This window comes from Variovorax sp. UC74_104 (genome assembly GCF_044055375.1).
Taxonomy (GTDB): Bacteria; Pseudomonadota; Gammaproteobacteria; order Burkholderiales; family Burkholderiaceae_C; genus Variovorax.
On sequence record NZ_CP171978.1, the window covers coordinates 4,627,481 to 4,647,217 of the forward strand.

At 68.3% G+C, this 19,737-nt stretch carries 20 protein-coding genes, 1 pseudogene and 2 riboswitches; of the genes and pseudogenes, 12 read left to right on the forward strand and 9 right to left on the reverse strand.

Going from position 1 to position 19,737, the window contains the following annotated elements:
• Positions 1-7: 7 nt before the first annotated feature.
• Complete coding sequence (locus ACHMXA_RS21750; protein ID WP_176666915.1) at positions 8-790, reverse strand: helix-turn-helix domain-containing protein; 783 nt, start codon at positions 788-790, stop codon at positions 8-10.
• Between the two features lie 98 nt (positions 791-888).
• On the opposite strand from ACHMXA_RS21750, the gene ACHMXA_RS21755 reads away from it, so the two are divergent.
• From ACHMXA_RS21755 to gcvP, 7 genes and pseudogenes are all read left to right on the forward strand, one after another.
• Positions 889-2,079 carry an MFS transporter gene (locus ACHMXA_RS21755; RefSeq protein ID WP_176666916.1) on the forward strand — a complete coding sequence of 397 codons (1,191 nt, stop codon included), beginning with the start codon at positions 889-891 and terminating at the stop codon, positions 2,077-2,079.
• An 84-nt stretch (positions 2,080-2,163) separates the two neighbouring features.
• Positions 2,164-2,643 carry a DUF4440 domain-containing protein gene (locus ACHMXA_RS21760; RefSeq protein ID WP_176666917.1) on the forward strand — a complete coding sequence of 160 codons (480 nt, stop codon included), beginning with the start codon at positions 2,164-2,166 and terminating at the stop codon, positions 2,641-2,643.
• Positions 2,644-2,743: 100 nt separating this feature from the next.
• A complete protein-coding gene (locus ACHMXA_RS21765; protein WP_176666918.1) occupies positions 2,744-3,292 on the forward strand; it encodes a hypothetical protein in 549 nt (182 codons plus the stop codon).
• 49 nt (positions 3,293-3,341) lie between these two features.
• Positions 3,342-3,752: a YkvA family protein gene (locus ACHMXA_RS21770; protein ID WP_395316351.1), complete on the forward strand. Its 411-nt coding sequence runs from the start codon at positions 3,342-3,344 to the stop codon at positions 3,750-3,752.
• 46 nt (positions 3,753-3,798) lie between these two features.
• Positions 3,799-3,895: riboswitch (glycine riboswitch) on the forward strand.
• Between the two features lie 12 nt (positions 3,896-3,907).
• Positions 3,908-4,019, forward strand: a riboswitch (glycine riboswitch).
• 45 nt (positions 4,020-4,064) lie between these two features.
• Positions 4,065-5,237 (forward strand): glycine cleavage system aminomethyltransferase GcvT, encoded by a 1,173-nt coding sequence (gene gcvT, locus ACHMXA_RS21775; RefSeq protein ID WP_176666920.1) that lies wholly within the window; start codon positions 4,065-4,067, stop codon positions 5,235-5,237.
• A 53-nt stretch (positions 5,238-5,290) separates the two neighbouring features.
• The gene (gene gcvH / locus ACHMXA_RS21780) at positions 5,291-5,662 is read left to right on the forward strand and encodes a glycine cleavage system protein GcvH (protein WP_093201071.1); all 372 of its coding nucleotides are present in this window, start codon (positions 5,291-5,293) and stop codon (positions 5,660-5,662) included.
• Positions 5,663-5,766: 104 nt separating this feature from the next.
• Positions 5,767-8,680 (forward strand): annotated as a pseudogene (gene gcvP / locus ACHMXA_RS21785) (aminomethyl-transferring glycine dehydrogenase).
• 30 nt (positions 8,681-8,710) lie between these two features.
• On the opposite strand, the gene ACHMXA_RS21790 reads toward gcvP, so the two are convergent.
• From ACHMXA_RS21790 to argC, 5 genes are all read right to left on the reverse strand, one after another.
• A complete protein-coding gene (locus ACHMXA_RS21790; RefSeq protein WP_176666922.1) occupies positions 8,711-8,965 on the reverse strand; it encodes a hypothetical protein in 255 nt (84 codons plus the stop codon).
• A 134-nt stretch (positions 8,966-9,099) separates the two neighbouring features.
• Positions 9,100-10,005 (reverse strand): DUF3014 domain-containing protein, encoded by a 906-nt coding sequence (locus ACHMXA_RS21795; protein ID WP_176666923.1) that lies wholly within the window; start codon positions 10,003-10,005, stop codon positions 9,100-9,102.
• Positions 10,006-10,137: 132 nt separating this feature from the next.
• Positions 10,138-10,809 carry an alpha/beta hydrolase gene (locus ACHMXA_RS21800; RefSeq protein ID WP_176666924.1) on the reverse strand — a complete coding sequence of 224 codons (672 nt, stop codon included), beginning with the start codon at positions 10,807-10,809 and terminating at the stop codon, positions 10,138-10,140.
• 40 nt (positions 10,810-10,849) lie between these two features.
• On the reverse strand, positions 10,850-11,893 hold the full coding sequence (locus tag ACHMXA_RS21805; RefSeq protein WP_176666925.1) for a nitronate monooxygenase family protein: 1,044 nt from the start codon (positions 11,891-11,893) through the stop codon (positions 10,850-10,852).
• Positions 11,894-12,073: 180 nt separating this feature from the next.
• Positions 12,074-13,000 (reverse strand): N-acetyl-gamma-glutamyl-phosphate reductase, encoded by a 927-nt coding sequence (gene argC / locus ACHMXA_RS21810; protein WP_176666926.1) that lies wholly within the window; start codon positions 12,998-13,000, stop codon positions 12,074-12,076.
• A gap of 82 nt (positions 13,001-13,082) precedes the next feature.
• Between argC and ACHMXA_RS21815 the strand changes: the two genes are divergently transcribed.
• Positions 13,083-13,976 (forward strand): LysR family transcriptional regulator, encoded by an 894-nt coding sequence (locus tag ACHMXA_RS21815; RefSeq protein ID WP_176666927.1) that lies wholly within the window; start codon positions 13,083-13,085, stop codon positions 13,974-13,976.
• 122 nt (positions 13,977-14,098) lie between these two features.
• On the opposite strand, the gene ACHMXA_RS21820 is transcribed toward ACHMXA_RS21815, so the two are convergent.
• Entirely contained in the window at positions 14,099-15,400 is a 1,302-nt protein-coding gene (locus ACHMXA_RS21820; protein WP_176666928.1) for a UDP-N-acetylglucosamine 1-carboxyvinyltransferase, read from the reverse strand.
• Positions 15,401-15,696: 296 nt separating this feature from the next.
• Between ACHMXA_RS21820 and ACHMXA_RS21825 the strand changes: the two genes are divergently transcribed.
• From ACHMXA_RS21825 to ACHMXA_RS21835, 3 genes are all read left to right on the forward strand, one after another.
• Positions 15,697-16,110, forward strand: coding sequence for a GFA family protein (locus ACHMXA_RS21825; protein WP_093306684.1), 414 nt, complete (start codon positions 15,697-15,699; stop codon positions 16,108-16,110).
• A 104-nt stretch (positions 16,111-16,214) separates the two neighbouring features.
• Entirely contained in the window at positions 16,215-16,871 is a 657-nt protein-coding gene (locus tag ACHMXA_RS21830; protein WP_176666929.1) for a hypothetical protein, read from the forward strand.
• Positions 16,872-16,897: 26 nt separating this feature from the next.
• On the forward strand, positions 16,898-17,326 hold the full coding sequence (locus ACHMXA_RS21835) for a hypothetical protein (protein WP_176666930.1): 429 nt from the start codon (positions 16,898-16,900) through the stop codon (positions 17,324-17,326).
• Positions 17,327-17,379: 53 nt separating this feature from the next.
• Here ACHMXA_RS21835 and ACHMXA_RS21840 read toward each other — a convergent pair whose 3' ends face one another.
• Entirely contained in the window at positions 17,380-18,525 is a 1,146-nt protein-coding gene (locus ACHMXA_RS21840) for a hypothetical protein (RefSeq protein ID WP_176666931.1), read from the reverse strand.
• A gap of 244 nt (positions 18,526-18,769) precedes the next feature.
• Between ACHMXA_RS21840 and ACHMXA_RS21845 the strand changes: the two genes are divergently transcribed.
• A complete protein-coding gene (locus ACHMXA_RS21845; RefSeq protein ID WP_176666932.1) occupies positions 18,770-19,348 on the forward strand; it encodes a dihydrofolate reductase family protein in 579 nt (192 codons plus the stop codon).
• On the opposite strand, the gene ACHMXA_RS21850 is transcribed toward ACHMXA_RS21845, so the two are convergent.
• Positions 19,345-19,698 (reverse strand): hypothetical protein, encoded by a 354-nt coding sequence (locus ACHMXA_RS21850; protein ID WP_176666933.1) that lies wholly within the window; start codon positions 19,696-19,698, stop codon positions 19,345-19,347. The genes ACHMXA_RS21845 and ACHMXA_RS21850 overlap by 4 nt on opposite strands.
• Positions 19,699-19,737 lie beyond the last annotated feature (39 nt).

Here is a 19,737-nt window from a genome sequence, read left to right on the forward strand (position 1 = left end):
AAGCCGTTCATCCGGGCCGGTGCAGGTACTGGCTCGGCGGCACGCCCAAGGTGCGCCGGAACATCGCGGTGAAGGCGCTCGGGCTCTCGTAGCCGTGGGCCAGCGCCACCTCCAGGATCGACGCGCCCGCTGCCAGCCGGGGCAGGCTCAGCAGCAGCCTCGCCTGCCGGCACCACGCACCGAAGTTCATGCCCGTCTCGCGCTGGAACAGGCGCGCGAGCGTGCGGGTGTTCATGTGCAGGCGCTGCGCCCAGTCGTCCAGCGCGGCGGGCAGCGAAGGATCGCGCACCAGTTCCTCGCACAGCGCGGCCAGCCGGGCGTGGCGTGGCATCGGCACGTGCAGCGAAAGCGCGGGTGCGGCCTCGATCTCGTCGAGGATCAGCTCCATCACGCGCTCGTCGCGGCCGCCCGGCGCGTAGTCCAGCGGCAGCGACACGGCCGTGACGATCAGCTCCCGCAGCAGCGCGCCGACGTGGATCACGCGGCACTCGCTGCCCAGGTCGGCACGTGTGCCGGGCTCGACGAACACGGTGCGCATGCGCACCTCGCCGGCCATGCGGATCTCGTGCTCCATGCCGCCGGGCACCCACACGCCGCGACCGGTCGGCACCACCCAGCTTCCGGCCGCCGCGCTCACCAGCATCACGCCCGAGATCGCGTGGATGAGCTGCCCGCGCCGGTGCGTGTGCGGCGGAATGAAGGCGTCGCCGGCAGGGTCGGTCGCGAGCACCGCGACGGCGCGCGGGGTCGATTCGCCCTGCTCCGGGCGGAGGTTGATCGCTTTGTCCATTTCTCGACGATGCTTGCCAATTCGTAGCAGGAACATCTTCTCACGGCTTCCTACGATGCTTTTTTCCACTCCTACAGCAAACGAAAGAAGCATCCGTCATGAACAAGCGCCGACTCGGGCTGCTCACCGGCACCCATGCCGTCAACGACCTCTACCAGGGCCTCGTGCCCGCCCTGCTGCCCTTCATGGTGCTGGAGCGCGGCTATAGCTACACGGCAGTCAGCGGCCTGATGCTGGCGGCCACGGGTCTGTCGAGCGTGGTGCAGCCGCTGTTCGGCCTGTACGCCGACCGGCATCCGCGCAGCTGGCTGGTGCCCACGGGCTTCCTGGTGGCCGCGCTGGGCGTGGTGCTGGCGGGGCTGAGCCAGAGCTACCTGCTGACCTGGATCGCGATGGCGCTGTGCGGCCTGGGCATCGCGGCCTACCACCCGCCGGCCACGGTGGCTGCGCGCGCGGCTGGCGGCGGCTCGCAGAAAGCGATGAGCGTGTTCTCGGTGGGCGGCACCATCGGCGCCTCGTTCGCGCCGGTGCTGGCGGCCACGGCCGTGGGCGGCGGCAGCCTGTCGCGCAGCTACCTGCTGGGCGCGCCGGCGCTGGCGATGGGCGTGGTGTGGTTCGTCGTGAGCGCGCGGCGCGGTGCGGCCTCGGGCAGCGCGGCCGCGGCGGCACGCAAGGCCGGCGACCACCTGATGAAGCCGCACAACGACTGGCACGCCTTCGGGCTGCTGGTGGCAACCATCGTGGGCTGGTCGATTCCGTACGTCACGGTGATGTCGATGCTGTCGCTGCGCATCACGCGCGACCTGCACGGCTCGGCCTTCCAGGGCGCGGCGGCGCTTACCGCGTTCACGGCGGCGGGCGCGGTCGGCACGCTGCTCGGTGGGTGGCTGGGCGATCGCATCGGGCGCATGGGCACGATCCGCGCGGGCTACCTCTTCGCGCTGCCCTCGCTCGCGGGCATCGTGCTCGCGCCGAGCGCCGGCTGGGCGCTGGCCTGCACCGGGCTCTTCGGCCTGTGCATGTTCCTGCCCTTCGCGGCACAGGTGACGCTCGCGCAGGACTACCTTCCGCGCAACCCGGCCACCGCCAGCGGCATCGCGCTGGGGCTGGCGCTGTCGGTGGGCGGGCTGGTGTCGCCGCTCTTCGGCATGCTGTCGGACGCGCGCGGCCTCGGCGTGACGCTGACGGCGGTGCTCTGCGTGCTGTGCGCCGCGGCGGTGATGGCGCTGCGCCTGCGCAACCGGACGCCGCAGGCCTTGCCGGCCGAAGCCGAGGGGGCTGCCGCCTGAACACGGGTTCCCCGGGGGGCCAGTCGGCTTCACGCATGTTCGCTGCCAGAATCGGGCGAGAACCGACAAGGAGGGGACTGCGCCATGAATCGATTCCGGAGTTGCCTGATGGGAGGCGCCATGGGCGGCGCATTGCTGGCACCGGCCGCCTTCGGCGCCCCGCCCGCGGCGCCGGCCACACAGGCAGCCCCCGCACCGGTGGCGCCCGCGCCGGCAGATCCCGCCGCCGGCATCCGCGAAGTCGAAGCCGCCGTGCGCGCCTGGGCAGCAGCCTGGTCCGCTCGGGACGTGGCGCGCTACCTGGCGGCCTACGCACCCGACTTCGCCCCGCCGCGCGGCCAGGACCGCAAGGCCTGGGAGGCCGACCGCCGCGCGCGCATCGAGGACAAGGCCGTCATCAACGTGGGCATCGAAAGCCTCGTCATCAGTGTCCAGGGGCAATCGGCCAGCGCCACCTTCGAGCAGACCTACAGCGCCGACAAATTCCGCGAGAAAGGCCGCAAGACGCTGGAGCTGCAGCGCGTTGGCAACCGCTGGCTCATACGCAAGGAAAGCGCCGGCTGAAGGGCCGCCACGCAATTGCCCCTGTAAGGCGAACGGTTCATGGAGATGTCACTACTTGCAACGATGCTGCAGCCTTCGTTTCCCCAAAGCTGTGGCTGCCATGTTTCCCACCAAGACCGACAAGGCGCGCAACGAACTCCAGGGCGGACAGCGCACGCTCACCCAGCGCGAACGCGCCCTGCTGCTGATGGCCGACGGCCGGCGCTCCCTGACCGACTTCAGTCCCCTCTTCCCCAACCGCGACGAAGCCGAGCGGACGATCCAGGCGCTGATCGACAAGGGCTACCTGCAGGGCACGAAGGCCGCGGCGGCGGAAGCCGAGCCCCCCGCGCAGCCCGCGCCCTCGCCCATTCCCGCCGCCGAGCCGATCCAGGTCGCCACCTCCGCCGACACCTTCGACGGCAAGCGTTCGCTGGCGACAACGCGCATGTTCCTCTTCGACATCTGCGAGCGCATGTTCGTGCGCCGCGACCCGAAGTTCGCGCTGCAGATGCGCGACGCCCTGCGCGAGGCGCGCGACCGCGAGGCCATGCTGACCATCGCCGCGCTGATGCTCACCGAGATCGAGAAGACCGCCGGCGTGGAGCGCGCCGAGTCGCTGCGAGAGCGCATCGACCGGCTGCTGCCGCCGGCCGAAGTGATTCACTGAGGACCTCGATGGGGGCGGCCGTCGCCCCAGCCTGTGACACCATCGCCGGGTGAATTCCCCGCCTCCCGTCTCCACCTCGTTGTCCGCACGCCTTCGCGGCTGGGCCAGGCGCCTCAAGCGCGATGGCGTCACGCTCTGGTTCGCCTGCCGGCACGCCGCCACGCCGTGGTACGCCAAGGCGCTCGGCATGTTCGTGGTGGCCTATGCGCTCAGCCCGATCGACCTGATTCCCGACTTCGTTCCAGTGCTCGGCTACGTCGACGACGTGCTGCTGCTGCCGGGGCTGATCTGGCTCACGATCCGGCTGATTCCGGCGCCGGTGCTCGCCGAATGCCGCGAGCGGGCCGATGCCTGGATGCAAAGCTCGGGCTCCAGGCCGACCAGCCGCTGGGGCGCCGCACTGGTCGTGGCCGTGTGGATCGCCGCGGTCGCGGGGGCGTGGTACCTGTGGGCACGTTGAGGGCGGCAGGACAAATCCGCCGGCCGGGCTGCCCGATCAACTACACTCGCCCGGGTCAGGAGAGAGCCCCGCAAGCCGGGGCCGCCGAAGGCGCAGGGGGCTATTTCCCCCGAACGCTCAGGCAAAAGGACTGACGAGGCGCCGGTGAAAACCGGCGTTTCCTTGCTGGAGAGAGGCCGCCGCCACCAACCGAGGCAGCGGCCCACCGAAGGAGCAAACCCCGATCGTGGGGCGAATCTCTCAGGTAAAGCGGACAGCAGGGGTGGCCCATGGCTTGCGTCATGGATTTCGACTGCCCCTTTGGAGTGCCCCGTGGCCGCTTCCTCCGCATCCGCTACCGAACTTCTCAAGACGCCGCTGTACGACCTCCACCTGGAGTTGGGCGCCCGCATGGTGCCCTTCGCCGGCTATTCGATGCCGGTCCAGTACCCCGCCGGCCTGATGGCCGAACACAAGCACACGCGCGACGCAGCCGGCCTGTTCGACATCTCACACATGGGCCAGCTGCGCCTGGTCGGCCCCGACGCCGCTGCCGCCTTCGAGACCCTGATGCCCGTCGACGTGATCGACCTGCCCGCCGGCAAGCAGCGCTACGGCCTGCTGCTGAACGACGAGGGCGGCATCCTCGACGACCTGATGTTCTTCAACGAGGGCAACGGCTCGATCTTCGTGATCGTCAACGGCGCCTGCAAGGTGGCCGACATCGCCCACATCCAGCAGAAGATCGGCTCGCGCTGCGAGGTGCGCCCCCTGCCCGACCACGCGCTGCTCGCGCTGCAGGGCCCGCAGGCCGCGGCCACGCTGGCGCGGCTGTCGCCCGGCATCGAGCGCTTCGTGTTCATGACCGGCGGCTCGGTGCAGATCGGCGGCATCCCGGCCTTCGTCACCCGCAGCGGCTACACCGGCGAAGACGGCTTCGAGATCTCGGTGGCCGCATCCGACGCCGAACGCCTCGCCCGCCTGCTGCTGGCCCAGCCCGAGGTCAAGCCCATCGGCCTGGGCGCGCGCAATTCGCTGCGGCTCGAAGCGGGCCTTTGCCTCTACGGCAACGACATCGACACCACCACCACGCCCGTCGAGGCCTCGCTCAACTGGGCGATGCAGAAGGTGCGCCGTACCGGTGGCGCGCGCGAAGGCGGCTTTCCGGGCGCCGCGAAGATCCTCGCGCAGCTCGCCGCAGCCACCGCAGGCGCGGCCGGCCACACCGACCACGACACGCTGAAGCGCAAGCGCGTGGGCCTCGTGGCGCTGGAGCGCATTCCGGTGCGCGACGGCACGGTGCTGCAGTCCTTCGAAGGCCAGGACATCGGCCTCGTCACCAGCGGCCTGCTCGGCCCCACGGCCGACCGCTGCATCGCCATGGGCTACGTGGCCACCGCCTTCGCCGAGCCCGGCACGCGCGTGCAGGCCATCGTGCGCGGCAAGCCGGTGCCGATGGAAGTGTCGACCATGCCCTTCGTGCCCACCCGCTACTACCGCGGCTGACCGGCTAGGCTCTGCACCCCCGATCCATTTTTTCCACGAGGAGTTTTTCCACCATGAGCATCAAGTACACCAAGGACCACGAATGGGTGTCGGCCGAAGGCGACGCGGCCACCGTCGGCATCACCGTGCACGCGCAGGACGCGCTGGGCGACGTGGTGTTCGTCGACCTGCCCGAAGTCGGCAAGACCTTCGCCCAGGGCGAAGTCGCCGGTGTCGTCGAATCGGTGAAGGCCGCCGCCGACGTGTTCATGCCCGTCTCGGGCGAGATCACCGAAGTGAACGAAGCGCTGCGCGCCGACCCGTCGCTGGCCAACAGCGACCCGCTGGCCGCCGGCTGGTTCTTCAAGGTCAAGCTGAGCGATCCGGCGCAGCTCGACGCGCTGCTGGACGCGGCCAGCTACGACAAGTTCGCCGCCGAATCCTGATGCGCTGCTGAAAGCCGGCGACCGGGTACGGGTGACGCGAGGATTTCTCGTCATCCGGATCCGGCTCCCGCTCCCGTATTCCTCTCTTGCCCCATCCCATCGCCATGTCAAGCCACGCCCTCCCCCCCCTGCAAGAACTCGAGAACGCCGAAGAATTCATTGCCCGCCACATCGGCATCGATGCGGCGGACGAGGCGCGCATGCTGCCGGCGATCGGGTCGGAAACGCGCGCGGAGCTCATCGACGGCATCGTGCCCGCGGCCATCCGCCGCTCGAAGCCCATGCGCCTGCCCGCGCCGGTGACCGAAGCCGACGCGCTGGCCGAGCTGAAGGCGATGGCGTCGAAGAACAAGGTGTTCCGCAACTTCATCGGCCAGGGCTATTACGGCAACCACACGCCGGGCGTGATCCTGCGCAACATCCTCGAAGAATCCCGCCTGGTACACCGCCTACACGCCCTACCAGGCCGAGATCTCGCAGGGCCGCATGGAAGCCCTGCTCAATTTCCAGACGATGGTGTGCGACCTCACGGGCATGGCCATCGCCAATGCATCGATGCTCGACGAAGCCACGGCCGCCGCCGAGGCCATGACGCTCGCCAAGCGCAGCGTGAAGAGCAAGAGCAACGTGTTCCTGGTGTCGGGCGACTGCCACCCGCAGACCATCGAAGTGATCAAGACGCGCGCCGCGCCGCTGGGCATCGAGGTCAAGGTGAGCACCGTGTCGGAAACACTGCCGCACCTGATGGTGAGCGGCGCCTTCTTCGGCGTGCTCGCGCAATACCCCGCCACCACCGGCCACGTGCACGACCTGCGCCCGCTCGCGGGCCATGCGCACCAGTGCGACGCGGCCTTCATCGTCGCGGCCGACCTGCTGGCGTTGACGCTGCTCGCGCCTCCGGGCGAATGGGGCGCCGACATCGTCTGCGGCACCACGCAGCGCTTCGGCATGCCGCTTTGCAACGGCGGCCCGCACGCCGCCTACCTGGCCTGCCGCGACGAGTTCAAGCGCTCGCTGCCGGGCCGCCTTGTGGGCGTGAGCGTCGACACGCACGGCCAGCCGGCCTACCGCCTCGCGCTGCAGACGCGCGAGCAGCACATCCGCCGCGAGAAAGCCACTTCCAACATCTGTACCGCGCAGGTGCTGCCGGCCGTGGTGGCCAGCATGTACGCCGTGTACCACGGGCCCGACGGCCTCACCCGCATCGCGCAGCGCGTGGCCGCGCTCACCGCCGTGCTGGCCAAGGGCCTCGCGCAGATGGGCCGCGAGCCGGTGAACGCCACCGCCTTCGACTCGCTGACCATCCGCACCGGCGAAGACACGCAGGCGATCATCGAGCGCGCACTGGCCGCCGGCGTCAACCTGCGCCAGCGCCTGCAGCAGCACCTGGGCATCTCGCTGGACGAGACCAGCACGCGCGCCGACGTCGAAACGCTGTGGGCCCTGTTCGCGCCCGCCGGCACGCAGGCGCCGCGCTTCGACGACCTCTCGGGCAGCACCGTGCCGCTGATCCCCGAAGACCTGCGCCGCACCAGCGCATTCCTCACGCACCCGGTGTTCAACACCCACAAGAGCGAGACGGCGATGCTGCGCTACATCCGCAGCCTGTCGGACAAGGATCTGGCGCTCGACCGCAGCATGATCCCGCTGGGCAGCTGCACCATGAAGCTCAACGCGACCAGCGAGATGATCCCCATCACCTGGCCCGAGTTCGCCAACATCCACCCCTTCGCGCCGGCCGACCAGCTGCAGGGCTACGCCCAGCTCGACGCCCAGCTGCGCGCCTGGCTGTGCGAGGCGACCGGCTACGCGGGCATCAGCCTGCAGCCCAATGCGGGCTCGCAGGGCGAGTACGCGGGCCTGCTGGCCATCAAGTCCTTCCATGAGGCCAAGGGCCAGGGCCATCGCAACATCTGCTTGATCCCCTCTTCCGCGCACGGCACCAACCCGGCCAGCGCGCAGATGGTGGGCCTGCAGGTGGTGGTGACGGCCTGCGACGCGCAGGGCAACGTCGACATCGACGACCTCAAGCGCGCCTGCGAGAAGCACAGCGCCAACTTGGCCGCGGTGATGATCACCTACCCCAGCACCCACGGCGTGTTCGAGACCCGCGTGAAGGAGCTGTGCGAGCTGGTGCATGCGCACGGCGGTCGCGTGTACGTGGACGGCGCCAACATGAACGCGCTGGTCGGCGTGGCCGCGCCGGGCGAGTTCGGCGGCGACGTGAGCCACCTGAACCTGCACAAGACCTTCTGCATCCCGCACGGCGGCGGCGGGCCGGGCGTCGGCCCCGTCTGCGTGGTCGAAGACCTCGTGCCCTACCTGCCGGGCCATGCCACGGCCGGCGTACCTTCCAACGGCGTGGGCGCGGTGTCGGCCGCGCCGCTGGGCAATGCGGCGGTGCTGCCGATCAGCTGGATGTACTGCCGCATGATGGGCGCCAAGGGCCTGCAGGCCGCGACGGAGACGGCCATCCTGAGCGCCAACTACATCAGCGCGCGCCTGAAGGACCACTACCCCACGCTGTACGCCAGCCCCAACGGACACGTCGCGCACGAGTGCATCCTGGACCTGCGCCCTCTGAAGGACACCAGCGGCGTCACCGCCGAGGACGTGGCCAAGCGCCTGATCGACTACGGCTTCCACGCGCCCACGCTGAGCTTCCCCGTGCCCGGCACGCTGATGGTGGAACCCACCGAGAGCGAGCCGCTGGCCGAGCTCGACCGATTCATCGACGCGATGATCGCCATCCGCGGCGAGATCCGCCGCATCGAGGAAGGCGTCTGGCCGAAGGAAGACAACCCGCTCAAGCACGCGCCGCACACGGCCGCGAGCCTGCTGGGCAGCGAGTGGAGCCACCCGTACTCGCGCGAACTCGGCGCCTTCCCGCTGGCCGCGCTCAAGAACGCCAAGTACTGGCCGCCCGTTGGCCGCGTCGACAACGTCTACGGCGACCGCAACCTGTTCTGCAGCTGCGTGCCGGTGAGCGAGTACAGCGAGGAAGCCGAAGAGGCCTGAACGGGAAGGAGGCCGCGAAGGCGCGACCTTCTACGGTGAGGGTTCGCGGCGGTAGGCCGCCCACTTCACCGTCAGGATGTCAGCGGCGATCTTCGCGGCGTTGACGCCCGCATAGGCTTCGGACGGGTCGAACTGGAAGGCCTCCCGGTACCGGTTGATCTGCGCGTAGTCCGGGTCGATGGTCATCGGGCCCATCAGCTCGGCGGGGTCGGTGCCCGCCGGAAGCGCGAGGAATTTCTCCGAGTCGGTGGCACTCTGGTAGAGGTCGACGCTCATCAGATTCATACGGTTGTCCTCCGGAGCTTGGTTTCGGCAACCAAGCCTCCGCGACAACCGCGGGGCATGCAATCGGTGTGCGCCTACACGGCGCGCCGGAAGAACGCCCGCAGCCTCAGGGCCAGTGTCGGGGCTGCTGTCAGTCAGGGCTGCTTCTTCTTCACCACGTCCCCCGTGGCGATCTGCTCGCGGAAGGCGCGCATGCTGGCCTTCACCTTGCGCTCGTTCTCCAGCCCCATGCGCACCATGATCTTCTGCCCCGCGGACATTGCTTCCAGTTGCGGATCGGCGTACTCGTAGCGCACCCACGGTCGCTGGGACGGGACGTCGCCCTTCACCTCGACCAGCCGCACCTGCACCGGACCGGCGGGCTCGGGCGCCTGCAGCAGGTGGTCGATCACGGCGACGAGCCTGTCGTTGAAGTAGCGCCCCGGGTAGCCCAGTTCTTCATACGCATGCTGGAAGAGCGGATAGAGCCGGGCATAGGCCTTGGCCGCCTTCGCCGGATCGACGGACCCGGCAAACAGCACCATGGCGTTGTAGCGCGCCGCGTTGTTGGCGGCAATGACCTGCTTGTCGCCCTGCCCCGAGGTGATGAAGCGCTGCTTGGTCTGCTGCACCGGCCATGCGCTCGCTGGCGCCTGCTCGCGCGCGAGGTTGTCGACCGTTGCCACGAAGCGGCGCACGATGCCGTCGAACTGCAGGAAGTCGGCCACGTTCTTGCTGCCGAACAGGTCGACCAGGGCCTTCATCACGCGCGTGTCGGCGTCGGTGGCGTTCGCGAGCCCCGCGTCGGGCACCGCGATCCCGTCCATCGGGTTTCGCGGTTCCAGGGATTGGGGTGCGGGCGCGGGTGCCGGCGGGGGTGGCGCTCCGTCGTTCGGCGCCGCGGCCACCGGCGTGGCTTCGGGGGCCTGCTGCTGCTGGTACCAGCGCCAGCCGAAGAACGCGGCCGCGAGCAGCACGAGCACGGCGACGACGATGCTTCCTATGGGCGTTTCGCGGCGAGGCCTGAACTCGGGGGTGTCGTGGGTGTCGCTGTCTTGCATGAGGGCGTTTCCTTGTGCGGTGATGTCGTCAGGAAGGCGAGCAGCTGGCTATGGTGCACCAGATCAGGTCGCAGCCGGACCACGTCGTCGTAACGCCCTGTGACGCAGCGGTCACGCGGAAGTTCAGTCAGCTCATTCCGGCGCGCTCAGCGACTGCAGCCACGCCAGCGTGGCCTGCAGCTCCGCCGGGCGGATCTCGTGCGCGCCCGGAAAGTCCGTGCCCGACAGCGCCAGCGGCAGCGTGCGCGCCAGCTCACGCGTGGCCTGTGCGGCGCTCGGCGGAATCACGTTGTCGGCGCTGCCATGGCTCACCCACAGCGCCTTGCCCTCGAAAGCCTCGGGCGGCGCGATGTGCGGCACCACCTGCGGCAGCAGCCGGCTGTGCCACACCAATGCGGCACGCACGCTTTCAGGCTTGGTCAGCAGCAGCGACAACGCCATGATGCCGCCCTGGCTGAAGCCGCCGACCACGATGCGCTGCGCCGGCACGCCGAGCTGCTGCGAGGCCGAGGCGATCATCTCGCCCACGAGGAAGCGGCTTTCGCGCTCCTGCTCTTCGTCGATGCGGCGCTCGCCGCCGGGCAGCACGTCGAACTCGAACCACGCGTACGAGTCGGGCGACAGCACGTACGGCGCGCGCAGGCTCAGCACGTGGAACTGAGGAGGCAGCATGCGCGCCAGGCCGAACAGGTCCTGCTCGTTGCTGCCCACGCCGTGCATCAGCACCAGCAGCCACGGCTCGCGGACATCGGGTTGTGCGCCTTGCGCGAGGAACTTCAAGGGCAAATGCAGTTGCTGGGTCATTGGCCTTCTTCTTTCTTTCGTTCGTTCTTTTCTTTTTTGTTCAGCGAAACCCTCGCGCCAGTTCGCGCGTGAGTTCGGCTGCAGGAATCTCGCGGCAGCCGGTCGCGTTCTGCCCCGACCACAGCGGGGAGAAATCGCCGCTGCCCTGTGCCTCGGCCTTGGCGCGCAGCGGCGCGATGGCGGAGGTGGCCAGCGGAAACTCCGGCGCCGCCGCGCCGATGGGACCGAGATCGCGCATCACGCGGTTCACGATGCCGCGCGCCGGCCGGCCGGTGAAGAGGTTGGTGAGCGCCGTGTGCCTCGCGGCCTTGCCCTTGAGCGCCGCGCGATGGATCGCGCTGGTGGTCGCCTCGGGCGTCAGCATGTAGGCCGTGCCGATCTGCACGCCCGCCGCGCCCATCGCCATGGCCGCGGCCACGCCGTTCGCATCCGCGATGCCGCCGGCCGCGATCACCGGCACCTTGACCGCATGCACGAGCTGCGGCAGCAGCGCGAAGGTGCCCAGCTGCCGCGTCAGGTCGTGCGACAGGAAGTGGCCGCGATGCCCGCCGGCCTCCAGCCCTTGCGCGATGACGGCGTCCACGCCGCGCGCCTCGAGCCACTGCGCCTCTTCCACCGTGGTGGCCGAGGCCAGCACCTTCGCGCCCCAGCCGTGCACCCGCGCCATCAGCGCCTCGGGCGGCAACCCGAAATGAAAGCTGACCACCGGCGGCTTGAACTCCGCCAGCAGGTCGGCCACCTCGGCACTGAACGGGTTGCGGCCCGGGCCGGCGGGAATGCCCGCCGCATCGATGCCGTACTCGGCGTAGTACGGCGCCAGCGCGGCGCGCCAGGTCGCCTCGCGCTCAGGGCTGGGCTCGGGCGGCGTATGGCAGAAGAAGTTGACGTTGTAGGGCTTGCCGGTGCCCGCGCGGATGGCGGCGATTTCGCTGCGCAGGGCATCGGTGCTCAGCATCGCTGCCGGAAGCGAACCGAGCCCGCCTGCGTTGCTGACCGCGATGGCCATCGCGCTGCCCTGGATGCCGGCCATCGGGGCCTGGATGAGGGGGATTTCCGTGCCGAGGAGTTGTTGCAGCGTGGTCATTCGGAGGCGCTCCTTTTGTCGAATGCCGGTGATTCTCCGGCCAAGCCGGAGGTCGCCGCGGCAACAGGGTCATCGCCCCGCGTCACCGATCGCCCGGAGAGCCTCGCGTGGGGGACCGTTCAGACCGTGCAGCGATCCGGACACGGCGCGGCGCCGGCAGCTGCCGTCGATATCGAGCCGCTACACCGTCAGCATCTCGGCGGCCATCAATCGCAGGTTCTGCACAGCCGCCCCCGCGGCGCCTTTGCCCAGGTTGTCCAGAACCGCGCCCAGCACGATCTGACCTGTGCGTTCATTCCACGCAACGGCCAGACTCAGATCGTTCGAGCCGTTGTGGACCTGCGGGTCCAGCTCTGTCATCGGAATGGCAGACGACATCGGCAGCACGTGAACGTGCGCCGCATCGCGGTATCGCTGCGCAAGGCATTCGTGGATGCGCGTACCCGAGACATCGGATGGAAGCATTCGCGCGTGCAATCCGATGGTGAGCACGATGCCCTGCCGGTAGCTGCCATAGGCCGGCACGAAGATGGGGCGCTCCGTCAGGCCGGCGTAGGTCTCTATTTCCGGCACATGCTTGTGCTCGAGTGCAAGGCCGTAAACCTTCAAGGAATGCGCTCCAGTCCCGGCCTCGTGCGCTTCCGCCCCCGCCCTGCCCTGACCGGAATAGCCCGAGACGGCATGAATGACAAGCGGATAGTCAGCAGGCAGGAGGCCGGCATCCCTCAACGGCCGCAGCAGGGCAACCGCAGCAGTGGGATAGCAGCCCGGATTCGTGACCCGTGCTGCCGAGGCAATGCGTTTGCCTTGCCGTGCATCGAGTTCGGGCAGGCCGTAGACCCAGCCCGGGCTGGTGCGGTGAGCCGAACTGGCGTCGATCACGCGCACCGAGGGGTTCTCGATCATCGCCACCGCGTCGCGCGCCGCTGCATCGGGCAGGCAAAGGATGGCGATGTCGCACTCGTTGAGAGCGGCCCGTCGGGCGGCCGCGTCCTTGCGCAGGTTTGCCGGCAATGTGCGGATGCGAAATTCCCCACCCCGGAGCCGGTTCTGCAGGTCAAGGCCGGTGGTGCCCTGATCGCCGTCGATGAAGATGCTGAGGTTCATGGAGCGCGATCGTAGGCATCCGGCCTCGATGGCTCCAGCTAAATATATGGAACCCAGGATTAAGAAAAGTTAAATTTGCGCCATGCGAGAACTGAGCCTCGATCATCTGCGCACCCTTGTCGCCATTGCCGACCTTGGCTCCCTGGCCAACGCCGCGCGCGCCCTTCACCTGGCGGCCCCCACGGTCACCGTCCAGATCGCTGAACTGGAGTCGCGCCTGGGCGGCCAGTTGCTCGTTCGTGGACGGGGGCCCGCGCAGGCAACCGCCCTGGGAGAACGGTTCATTGCGCGTGCCCGCAGGCTGCTCGCCGACGCGGACGAAGCAGTGGAGGACGTCAAACGCCAACTCGCGGGCCAAACGGGCCGCGTGCGGGTGGGTGCCTCGACAGGTGCCATTGCGCACCTGCTGCCGCCCGCGCTTGGACGCCTCGCCCGCAACCATCCCGGCATCGACGTGAACGTGCAGGTGCTGACCTCCAATGAAAGCATGACCCGGCTCGCCGCAGGCAGCCTGGACCTGGCGGTCGTGGCGCTGCCGCAGGCGCCCGTGCGGGGCGTCCATGTCACGCCCCTGCGGCGCGAGGCGGTGGTTGCCTTCCTGCCGGCGGAGTGGAAGGCACCGAGGCGGCTGACTCCACAGTGGCTGGCCCAGCAGCCGTTGATCATGAACGACTCCTCCACGCGTCTCTACAGGCTTACCGCGGAGTGGTTCTCCGCGGCCGGCGTCCATTGCCGGCCACGCATCGAGCTCAACTACAACGACGCGATCAGGACACTGGTCGCCGCGGGCTATGGAGCGGCGCTGCTGCCGGAGGAATCGCACGAGAGCGCGCGCGACCCTCGCATCACCGTGCGTCCGCTCAGCCCGGCTCTTTGGCGGCAACTCGGCCTCGCGGTCAGCGACCGGGGGGCCAGCGGACCGACGCGTTTCGTCATGAACGCCTTGCTGCCTGAAAAGAGCTCCGCTGGCGGCTGAGTCGGATGCCCGATGTGCCGGCCCGCCGCGGCACAACCCGCCCCGGGCCGCCCGTTCATGGATTTCCGGCAAAGGCTGCCCGGGTTTTTCGGGACGAGCTGGATGCCCTCTCGCCTTCGTCCTTACTCTTCGCTCGTCCACTCCACGCGCACACCCAGGCTGCGCAGGTTCTCAACGAAGCGCGGATGCGCGCGGCGGATCGGCGCCGCGTTGCGGATCTCCGAGCGGCCCTCGATGCTCGCCGCCACCATGAAGAGCGCTATCGCCACGCGGATGATGTAGGGGCTCTCGACCACCGCGGGCGTCAACGGATTGCCGCCGAAGGTGATGAGCCGGTGCGGGTCGGACGAGAACACGTGCGCGCCGAACTTCGAGAGCTCGCCCGTCCAGCCCAGCGCGCCGTCGTACACCTTGTTCCAGAACATCGCGTTGCCCTCGGCGCGCACGCCCAGCGCAATGAAGATCGGCAGCAGGTCCACCGGAAAGTAGGGCCACGGCGCCGCCTCCACCTTGGTGAGCACATTGCTCGTGAAAGGCGTCTGCACCTTCAGCGGACCGCTGCGCACGGCGCGCGACCAGCCGTCCTCGTGCACGATCTGCACGCCGAACTTCGCGAAGGTGCGGTCCAGCAGCGGAAAGTTTTCCGGCGCGCTGTTGCGCACGACCACGTCGCCGCCCGTGATGGCGCCCAGCGCCAGGAAGGTGGTGATCTCGTGGAAGTCCTCGTCGAAACGGAACTCGCCGCCCTTGAGCGTGCCGCCGCCGTGCACCGTGAGCCGCGAGGTGCCGATGCCCTCGATGCGCACGCCGATCATGGCCATGAAGCGGCAGAACTCCTGCACGTGCGGCTCCGAGGCCGCATTGGTCAGCGTCGAGGTGCCGTCGGTGGCCGCAGCGCACAGCACGAAGTTCTCGGTGGTCGTGACCGAGGCGTAGTCCAGCCAGTGGTCGGTGGGCGTGAGCCTGCTCTTGCTGCGAACCAGCAGCGAGCCCTCGGTGCGCTCCACCTCGCCGCCGAAGCGCTGGAACACCTCCACGTGCGGATCGATCTCGCGCACGCCCAGCGTGCAGCCCTTGACGTTGTCCTCCAGCCGCGCCACGCCGAAGCGCGCCAACAGCGGCGGCACCAGCATGATCGACGAGCGCATCTCCTCCGGCAGCCGGTGGCGCGAAGCGTCGAAGGCCGTCTCGCGGTGGTGCAGCTCGAGCGTGCCCGTCTCGTGGTCCATGCGCACGTCGCTGCCCAGGGTGCGGAAGATGTCGAGGATCTTGCGCACGTCGGTGATGTCGGGCACGCCATGCAGGCGCAGCGGCTCCCAGGTGAGCAAGGTGGCGCAGAGCACCGGCAGCACGGCGTTCTTGTTGGCGGAGGGGGTGACGCGGCCACGCAGCGGCGTACCGCCGTGCACGATGAGGTTGGACATGGAGGAAGGCGAGAGGAAACGGGGGCGCGGGAGCGGTGGAGAAAAGGTCCGGAAACAGTCCGAAACCGGAAGCGACGACTTTACCGTCTGGAAGCGGCACGAAAGGCGCCGAAGTTGTAAGAACTTCAAAGCAGAAGCCGCTGAAATAACAATTCTTTCGCGTTACATGCGGATGATTTACGGGCCGACTCGCGACGAACTTGTTACTCCCCCGTCCTGCCGCTGCCCGAATAGATTGGTTGCCTCCGCCAGCCACCCAGCCCCGCTGGCAAGCCAACCTCGAAAGGACAAGACAAATGAGCCACGCTTACACCGGCGGCTGCGCCTGCGGCGCCATCCGCTACGAAATTCCGGCCGAGCCGATCTTCCAGAACCATTGCCAGTGCCTGGACTGCCAGCACAAGAGCGGCACCGGCCACGGCTCGTACCTCAGCTTCCCGCGCGGCGGCACGAAGCAGACCGGCCAGGCCACGCTGTGGGACATGGTCGGCGACAGCGGCAACGTCAAGACCCGCGCCTTCTGCCCCACCTGCGGCTCGCCCGTGTACATGACCTATGCGGCAATGCCCGACGTCATCACCGTGCATGCGGCGAGCCTCGATGACCCCAGCCGGTTCAAGCCGCAGGCGGTCACGTATGGCGTGCGCGGGCATGCGTGGGATTTTCTGGATCCGGAGCTGGTCAAGTTCGACAAGATGCCCACAGCCTGAGGCGAGGGACAAGGAAGGCGCGATCCGCTTGCACTCGGGCTGCGCCAGCTCCATGACTTTGTGCACTTATCGCGGCGCGAAGGCCACTTCGACAATGCGTCGCCATGTCGTCGAACCCGCCTTCGCCATCGTCCGTCTACCCACGCATCAGGACCGCTGATTTCCTCCAGTCGGTCCAGCCCAGGCTCGACGAGATCGAGGCATTGGGCGGCGATCGCGAGGCGCAGACGCCCGTGGCCTATCCCTTCGCCGGCGACAGCGGCCTGCTGGTGACCTATGCGTTCGACACGCCGACCCAGTTCATCACCTTGACGAACGAAGGCATGGCGAGTCTGGGGCTGACCCCGGAGGAGCTGCATGTCCGGGCGGTCGACAACATGCTCGCGAAAGTGCTGCCCCAGCTCGGCACGCAGGACCTGGTGCTCTACAAGGCCCTGGTGTCCGGCGGCGACTTCGAGGTCTGCATGCTGCTTGTGCCGGGCCTTTGGCAGGAGTTGACCAACGACTTCCAGGGTGAACTGCTCACGGTGGTCCCGAGCCGCAACGTCATCTACTTCATGGACAGCAAGGCCAGCTTCGAGGCTTCGGGCGAGACGATCGGCCCCGGGCAGATCCTGGGGCTGATGTGCGCTGCGGCCGGAAAGATCAGGGCCGAAGCCGGCCCGCACGGCTTGTCTGAGAAGGTGCTGGCCCTCACCCCGGACGGCTGGCATGTGCGCGGCAGCTTCGCGGATCCTGCTTCATCGCTGAGCAACGACTGAGACATGCGGAAGAAGACGGAGCCCCCATGCGCCTGATCCAGCACAAGAACCATTCCCGACCGGAGGAACTCATCGCTATGCATCCGGACAGGGCGCCGTCGAGGCGCGCATGCCTGGGCGCACTGTCGCTGACGATGCTGCTTGCAGGTATCGCCGGGTGTGCATCTTCAAGAGGTACCTCGAACGACGATGCATCCGTGGCGAATCGTCCCCGGCGCGACGAGTGGAACGAGAGGGAGGAGCGCGAAAAGTGGCAGGAGGAAAAGCGCAGGGACGACGAATACAAGAGCCGGCGCGAGAGCAGTCAGCGAGAGAAGGAGCAGCAGATGCAAGCGTTCAAGGAGCAGATGAAAAAAGACGCGAAGGAGCAGCGGCGCATCGAAGCCGACCCTAGGGAGAGGGCCGCCAGGGATCTGAAGAACGAATTCCAGCGCAAGTACGGCCCTCTGCGCTGAGGCCGCCCGCTGTCTGCTTCCAAGGCATCGAGCCGGGGCGAGTCCGACTCTCGTCAGCCTGCCTCGCTCGCCTCTTCCTTCGCGGGCCACAGCTGGATTTCCGAGGCCTCCACAAAACCGTAGCCCTTGCGGACGGCCAGAAGCGCAGGTTCGAGAATCATCTGGTAGTCGGACGCGAATGCCTCGATGTCGTCGCCGCCGGGGTCTTCGTCCCAGGCGAAGATGAGCGCGCGGCGGTGCTTCTGCAGCAGCTCGACCAGCAGCCCTGTCTTCTCGGGCGGCACGTAGCCGCCGAGCGAGTAGTTGAAATGGATGGTGGTCCGCATCTTCTCCTGAAGCATCGGGAAGTCACGGAGCAGATCGGCGAACAGTGCGGCGGGCGTCTCGAAGACGTGCGATACGTCCACGCCGATGCGTTCGAACAATGCGGTCGGCCAGACCCGCCCCCGGCTCTGCCAGCTCGGCAGCACCTGCGCCGCGAGGTTGACGATCTCGTAGGAGATCGAGCCCACGAGTTCGCTCGCCGGTTCGGGCCACATGAAGCCTTCGGCCTCGATCTCGGTCGTGGTGTCTTCCCGGCATTCCCAGATGTGCCGCCACTGCTCGAGGCGGCGGCGCATCCGGTCCCGCAAGGCATCGGGAGTCATCGCCTCGTCCGGGGCGCCCTCTTCGGGCGGCAGGTGCGCGGCCAGCGGATAGAAGCCATCGAGCACGGCGAGAGCCTCGGGTCTGGCATCGGGCCGGACGAGATGGCGCCGCGCGTCGAGCTTCGCGAGCATGCGCAACGCCACCGCATCGACGGCCGACTTGCCGGCGGCGATGTCGCAAGCTTCGTAGGCCGCCAGCTCGCGCAGGGCCTCCTCGGCGTCGTCGGCTTCGATGTAATAGGGACGCCCCCAATGCGCCTGGTACGCGTCGAAGCCGGGAATGCCGGTGCCGCCGAGCGGCTGTGAGAACGACGCCCCGGGCGGCACGCCGGCGCGCTCGCGCACTGCCTTCTCCTGGCCGGCGTAGATGGCGCGCTGCAGGTTCACGAGGCGCTTGCACCAGGCGCCTGCATGGTGGGCCACGAGTTGCCGGCGGGCTGCGTCGCGCACGACGTCATCCAGCCCATCCGTGGTGGCTCCGCGCACGTACGGAACAAGGCGCTCCCGGATGAGGCGCACATCCACGGCAAGGTTGCTGACGTCATAACCCATTGCTTCTTCCCTTTCGTTGTCGAGCTTCGCGTCCGCGGATGGCATCCGCGGCACCGGCGCGCGATTCTGGAAGAAAAGGCACTCCCTGCCATCTGACGAAAGTCATTCATCTCATCCGGCTGCCGCGGATGATCGTCTTGTCGGATCAACAGAAAGTTGCAATAAGAAATGGAGTTGCGCGAATACCGGGGACAGTTCAGCATCCCCGGCACTCCCACCCCAACAACCAGACACGGAGACCCGAATGAGAAAGCTCAAGATCATGGAGCACATATCGCTGGACGGCGTGATCCAGCCGTCCGGCGAAGACGGCTTTCCCTACGCCGACTGGACCGCGCCCTATCGGACCCCGGCCGGGCGGGACGAAGTCCTTGCCGCGCACGGCGCGCGCTTCGACCTGCTGCTGGGCCGGCGCACCTACGACATGTGGTCGGACTACTGGCCGAAGGCGCCTGGCGGTCCGATGGCCGATGGCCTCAATGCGGCAACCAAGCATGTCGTCACCCATCGTCCGGAAAGCCTCGCGTGGGGGCCGTCCGTGGCCGTCGGGCCCGACCTAGTCGAAGGCGTGCGGCGCATCAAGTCGCAGGCCGGATCGGACCTCGTTCTCTGGGGCAGTTCCACGCTGACCTCGACGCTGCTCGAACACGGGCTCGCGGACGAAGTCGTGCTGATCGTCTATCCGGTTCTCGTGGGTACGGGCAAGCGCTTCTTCGCCGAGGGAACGCCGGGACGCGCCTTCGAATTCGTCGGCACGAAGACGACGCCGTCCGGGCTGCTGATCAATACCTACAGCTTCGCCGGCCCGTTGAAGGCGGGCTAGCCCGCCAGTGCCTCGCACTGGACTTCGATCCGGGCGTGAAGCAGGCCGAGCGTCGCGGACAGCAGCCGCTGCAGCGAATCGCGCTGGCTCGCTTCGAAGAGCGGGGCGGGGTCTGCATCGGACGCGGCGGCGTCGCGCCGGTCTTCGTCCCAGCCGAGCAGCTGGACCAGCGTTTGCGCGCCTTGCACGATGTCGCGGGCGTCGTTCAGGAATTCGGCCTGGCTCCGACCGGAGGAATCGAGCCGGTCGCCCTGCACCCATTCGAAGGGCTTGAACTGGGCCGAGGGGCGATACGAAGCGCTGGCGGCACGGGTGCTCGTGCCGGCGTCATTTGAAGAAGCATTGGCCATGTGTGGGCCTCCCAAGGATGTCGATTTGCAGAAACCGAC

Bases quoted from the DNA above. Each gene is read 5' to 3' on its own strand.
- ACHMXA_RS21830 (WP_176666929.1), top strand. From the start codon at position 16,215: ATGTCGTCGAACCCGCCTTCGCCATCGTCCGTCTACCCACGCATCAGG.
- ACHMXA_RS21790 (WP_176666922.1), bottom strand. From the start codon at position 8,965: ATGAATCTGATGAGCGTCGACCTCTACCAGAGTGCCACCGACTCGGAG.
- ACHMXA_RS21755 (WP_176666916.1), top strand. From the start codon at position 889: ATGAACAAGCGCCGACTCGGGCTGCTCACCGGCACCCATGCCGTCAAC.
- ACHMXA_RS21760 (WP_176666917.1), top strand. From the start codon at position 2,164: ATGAATCGATTCCGGAGTTGCCTGATGGGAGGCGCCATGGGCGGCGCA.
- ACHMXA_RS21835 (WP_176666930.1), top strand. From the start codon at position 16,898: ATGCGCCTGATCCAGCACAAGAACCATTCCCGACCGGAGGAACTCATC.
- gcvH (WP_093201071.1), top strand. From the start codon at position 5,291: ATGAGCATCAAGTACACCAAGGACCACGAATGGGTGTCGGCCGAAGGC.
- ACHMXA_RS21750 (WP_176666915.1), bottom strand. From the start codon at position 790: ATGGACAAAGCGATCAACCTCCGCCCGGAGCAGGGCGAATCGACCCCG.
- ACHMXA_RS21795 (WP_176666923.1), bottom strand. From the start codon at position 10,005: ATGCAAGACAGCGACACCCACGACACCCCCGAGTTCAGGCCTCGCCGC.
- ACHMXA_RS21820 (WP_176666928.1), bottom strand. From the start codon at position 15,400: ATGTCCAACCTCATCGTGCACGGCGGTACGCCGCTGCGTGGCCGCGTC.
- ACHMXA_RS21815 (WP_176666927.1), top strand. From the start codon at position 13,083: ATGCGAGAACTGAGCCTCGATCATCTGCGCACCCTTGTCGCCATTGCC.
- argC (WP_176666926.1), bottom strand. From the start codon at position 13,000: ATGAACCTCAGCATCTTCATCGACGGCGATCAGGGCACCACCGGCCTT.
- ACHMXA_RS21845 (WP_176666932.1), top strand. From the start codon at position 18,770: ATGAGAAAGCTCAAGATCATGGAGCACATATCGCTGGACGGCGTGATC.
- ACHMXA_RS21800 (WP_176666924.1), bottom strand. From the start codon at position 10,809: ATGACCCAGCAACTGCATTTGCCCTTGAAGTTCCTCGCGCAAGGCGCA.
- ACHMXA_RS21840 (WP_176666931.1), bottom strand. From the start codon at position 18,525: ATGGGTTATGACGTCAGCAACCTTGCCGTGGATGTGCGCCTCATCCGG.
- ACHMXA_RS21805 (WP_176666925.1), bottom strand. From the start codon at position 11,893: ATGACCACGCTGCAACAACTCCTCGGCACGGAAATCCCCCTCATCCAG.
- ACHMXA_RS21825 (WP_093306684.1), top strand. From the start codon at position 15,697: ATGAGCCACGCTTACACCGGCGGCTGCGCCTGCGGCGCCATCCGCTAC.
- ACHMXA_RS21765 (WP_176666918.1), top strand. From the start codon at position 2,744: ATGTTTCCCACCAAGACCGACAAGGCGCGCAACGAACTCCAGGGCGGA.
- ACHMXA_RS21850 (WP_176666933.1), bottom strand. From the start codon at position 19,698: ATGGCCAATGCTTCTTCAAATGACGCCGGCACGAGCACCCGTGCCGCC.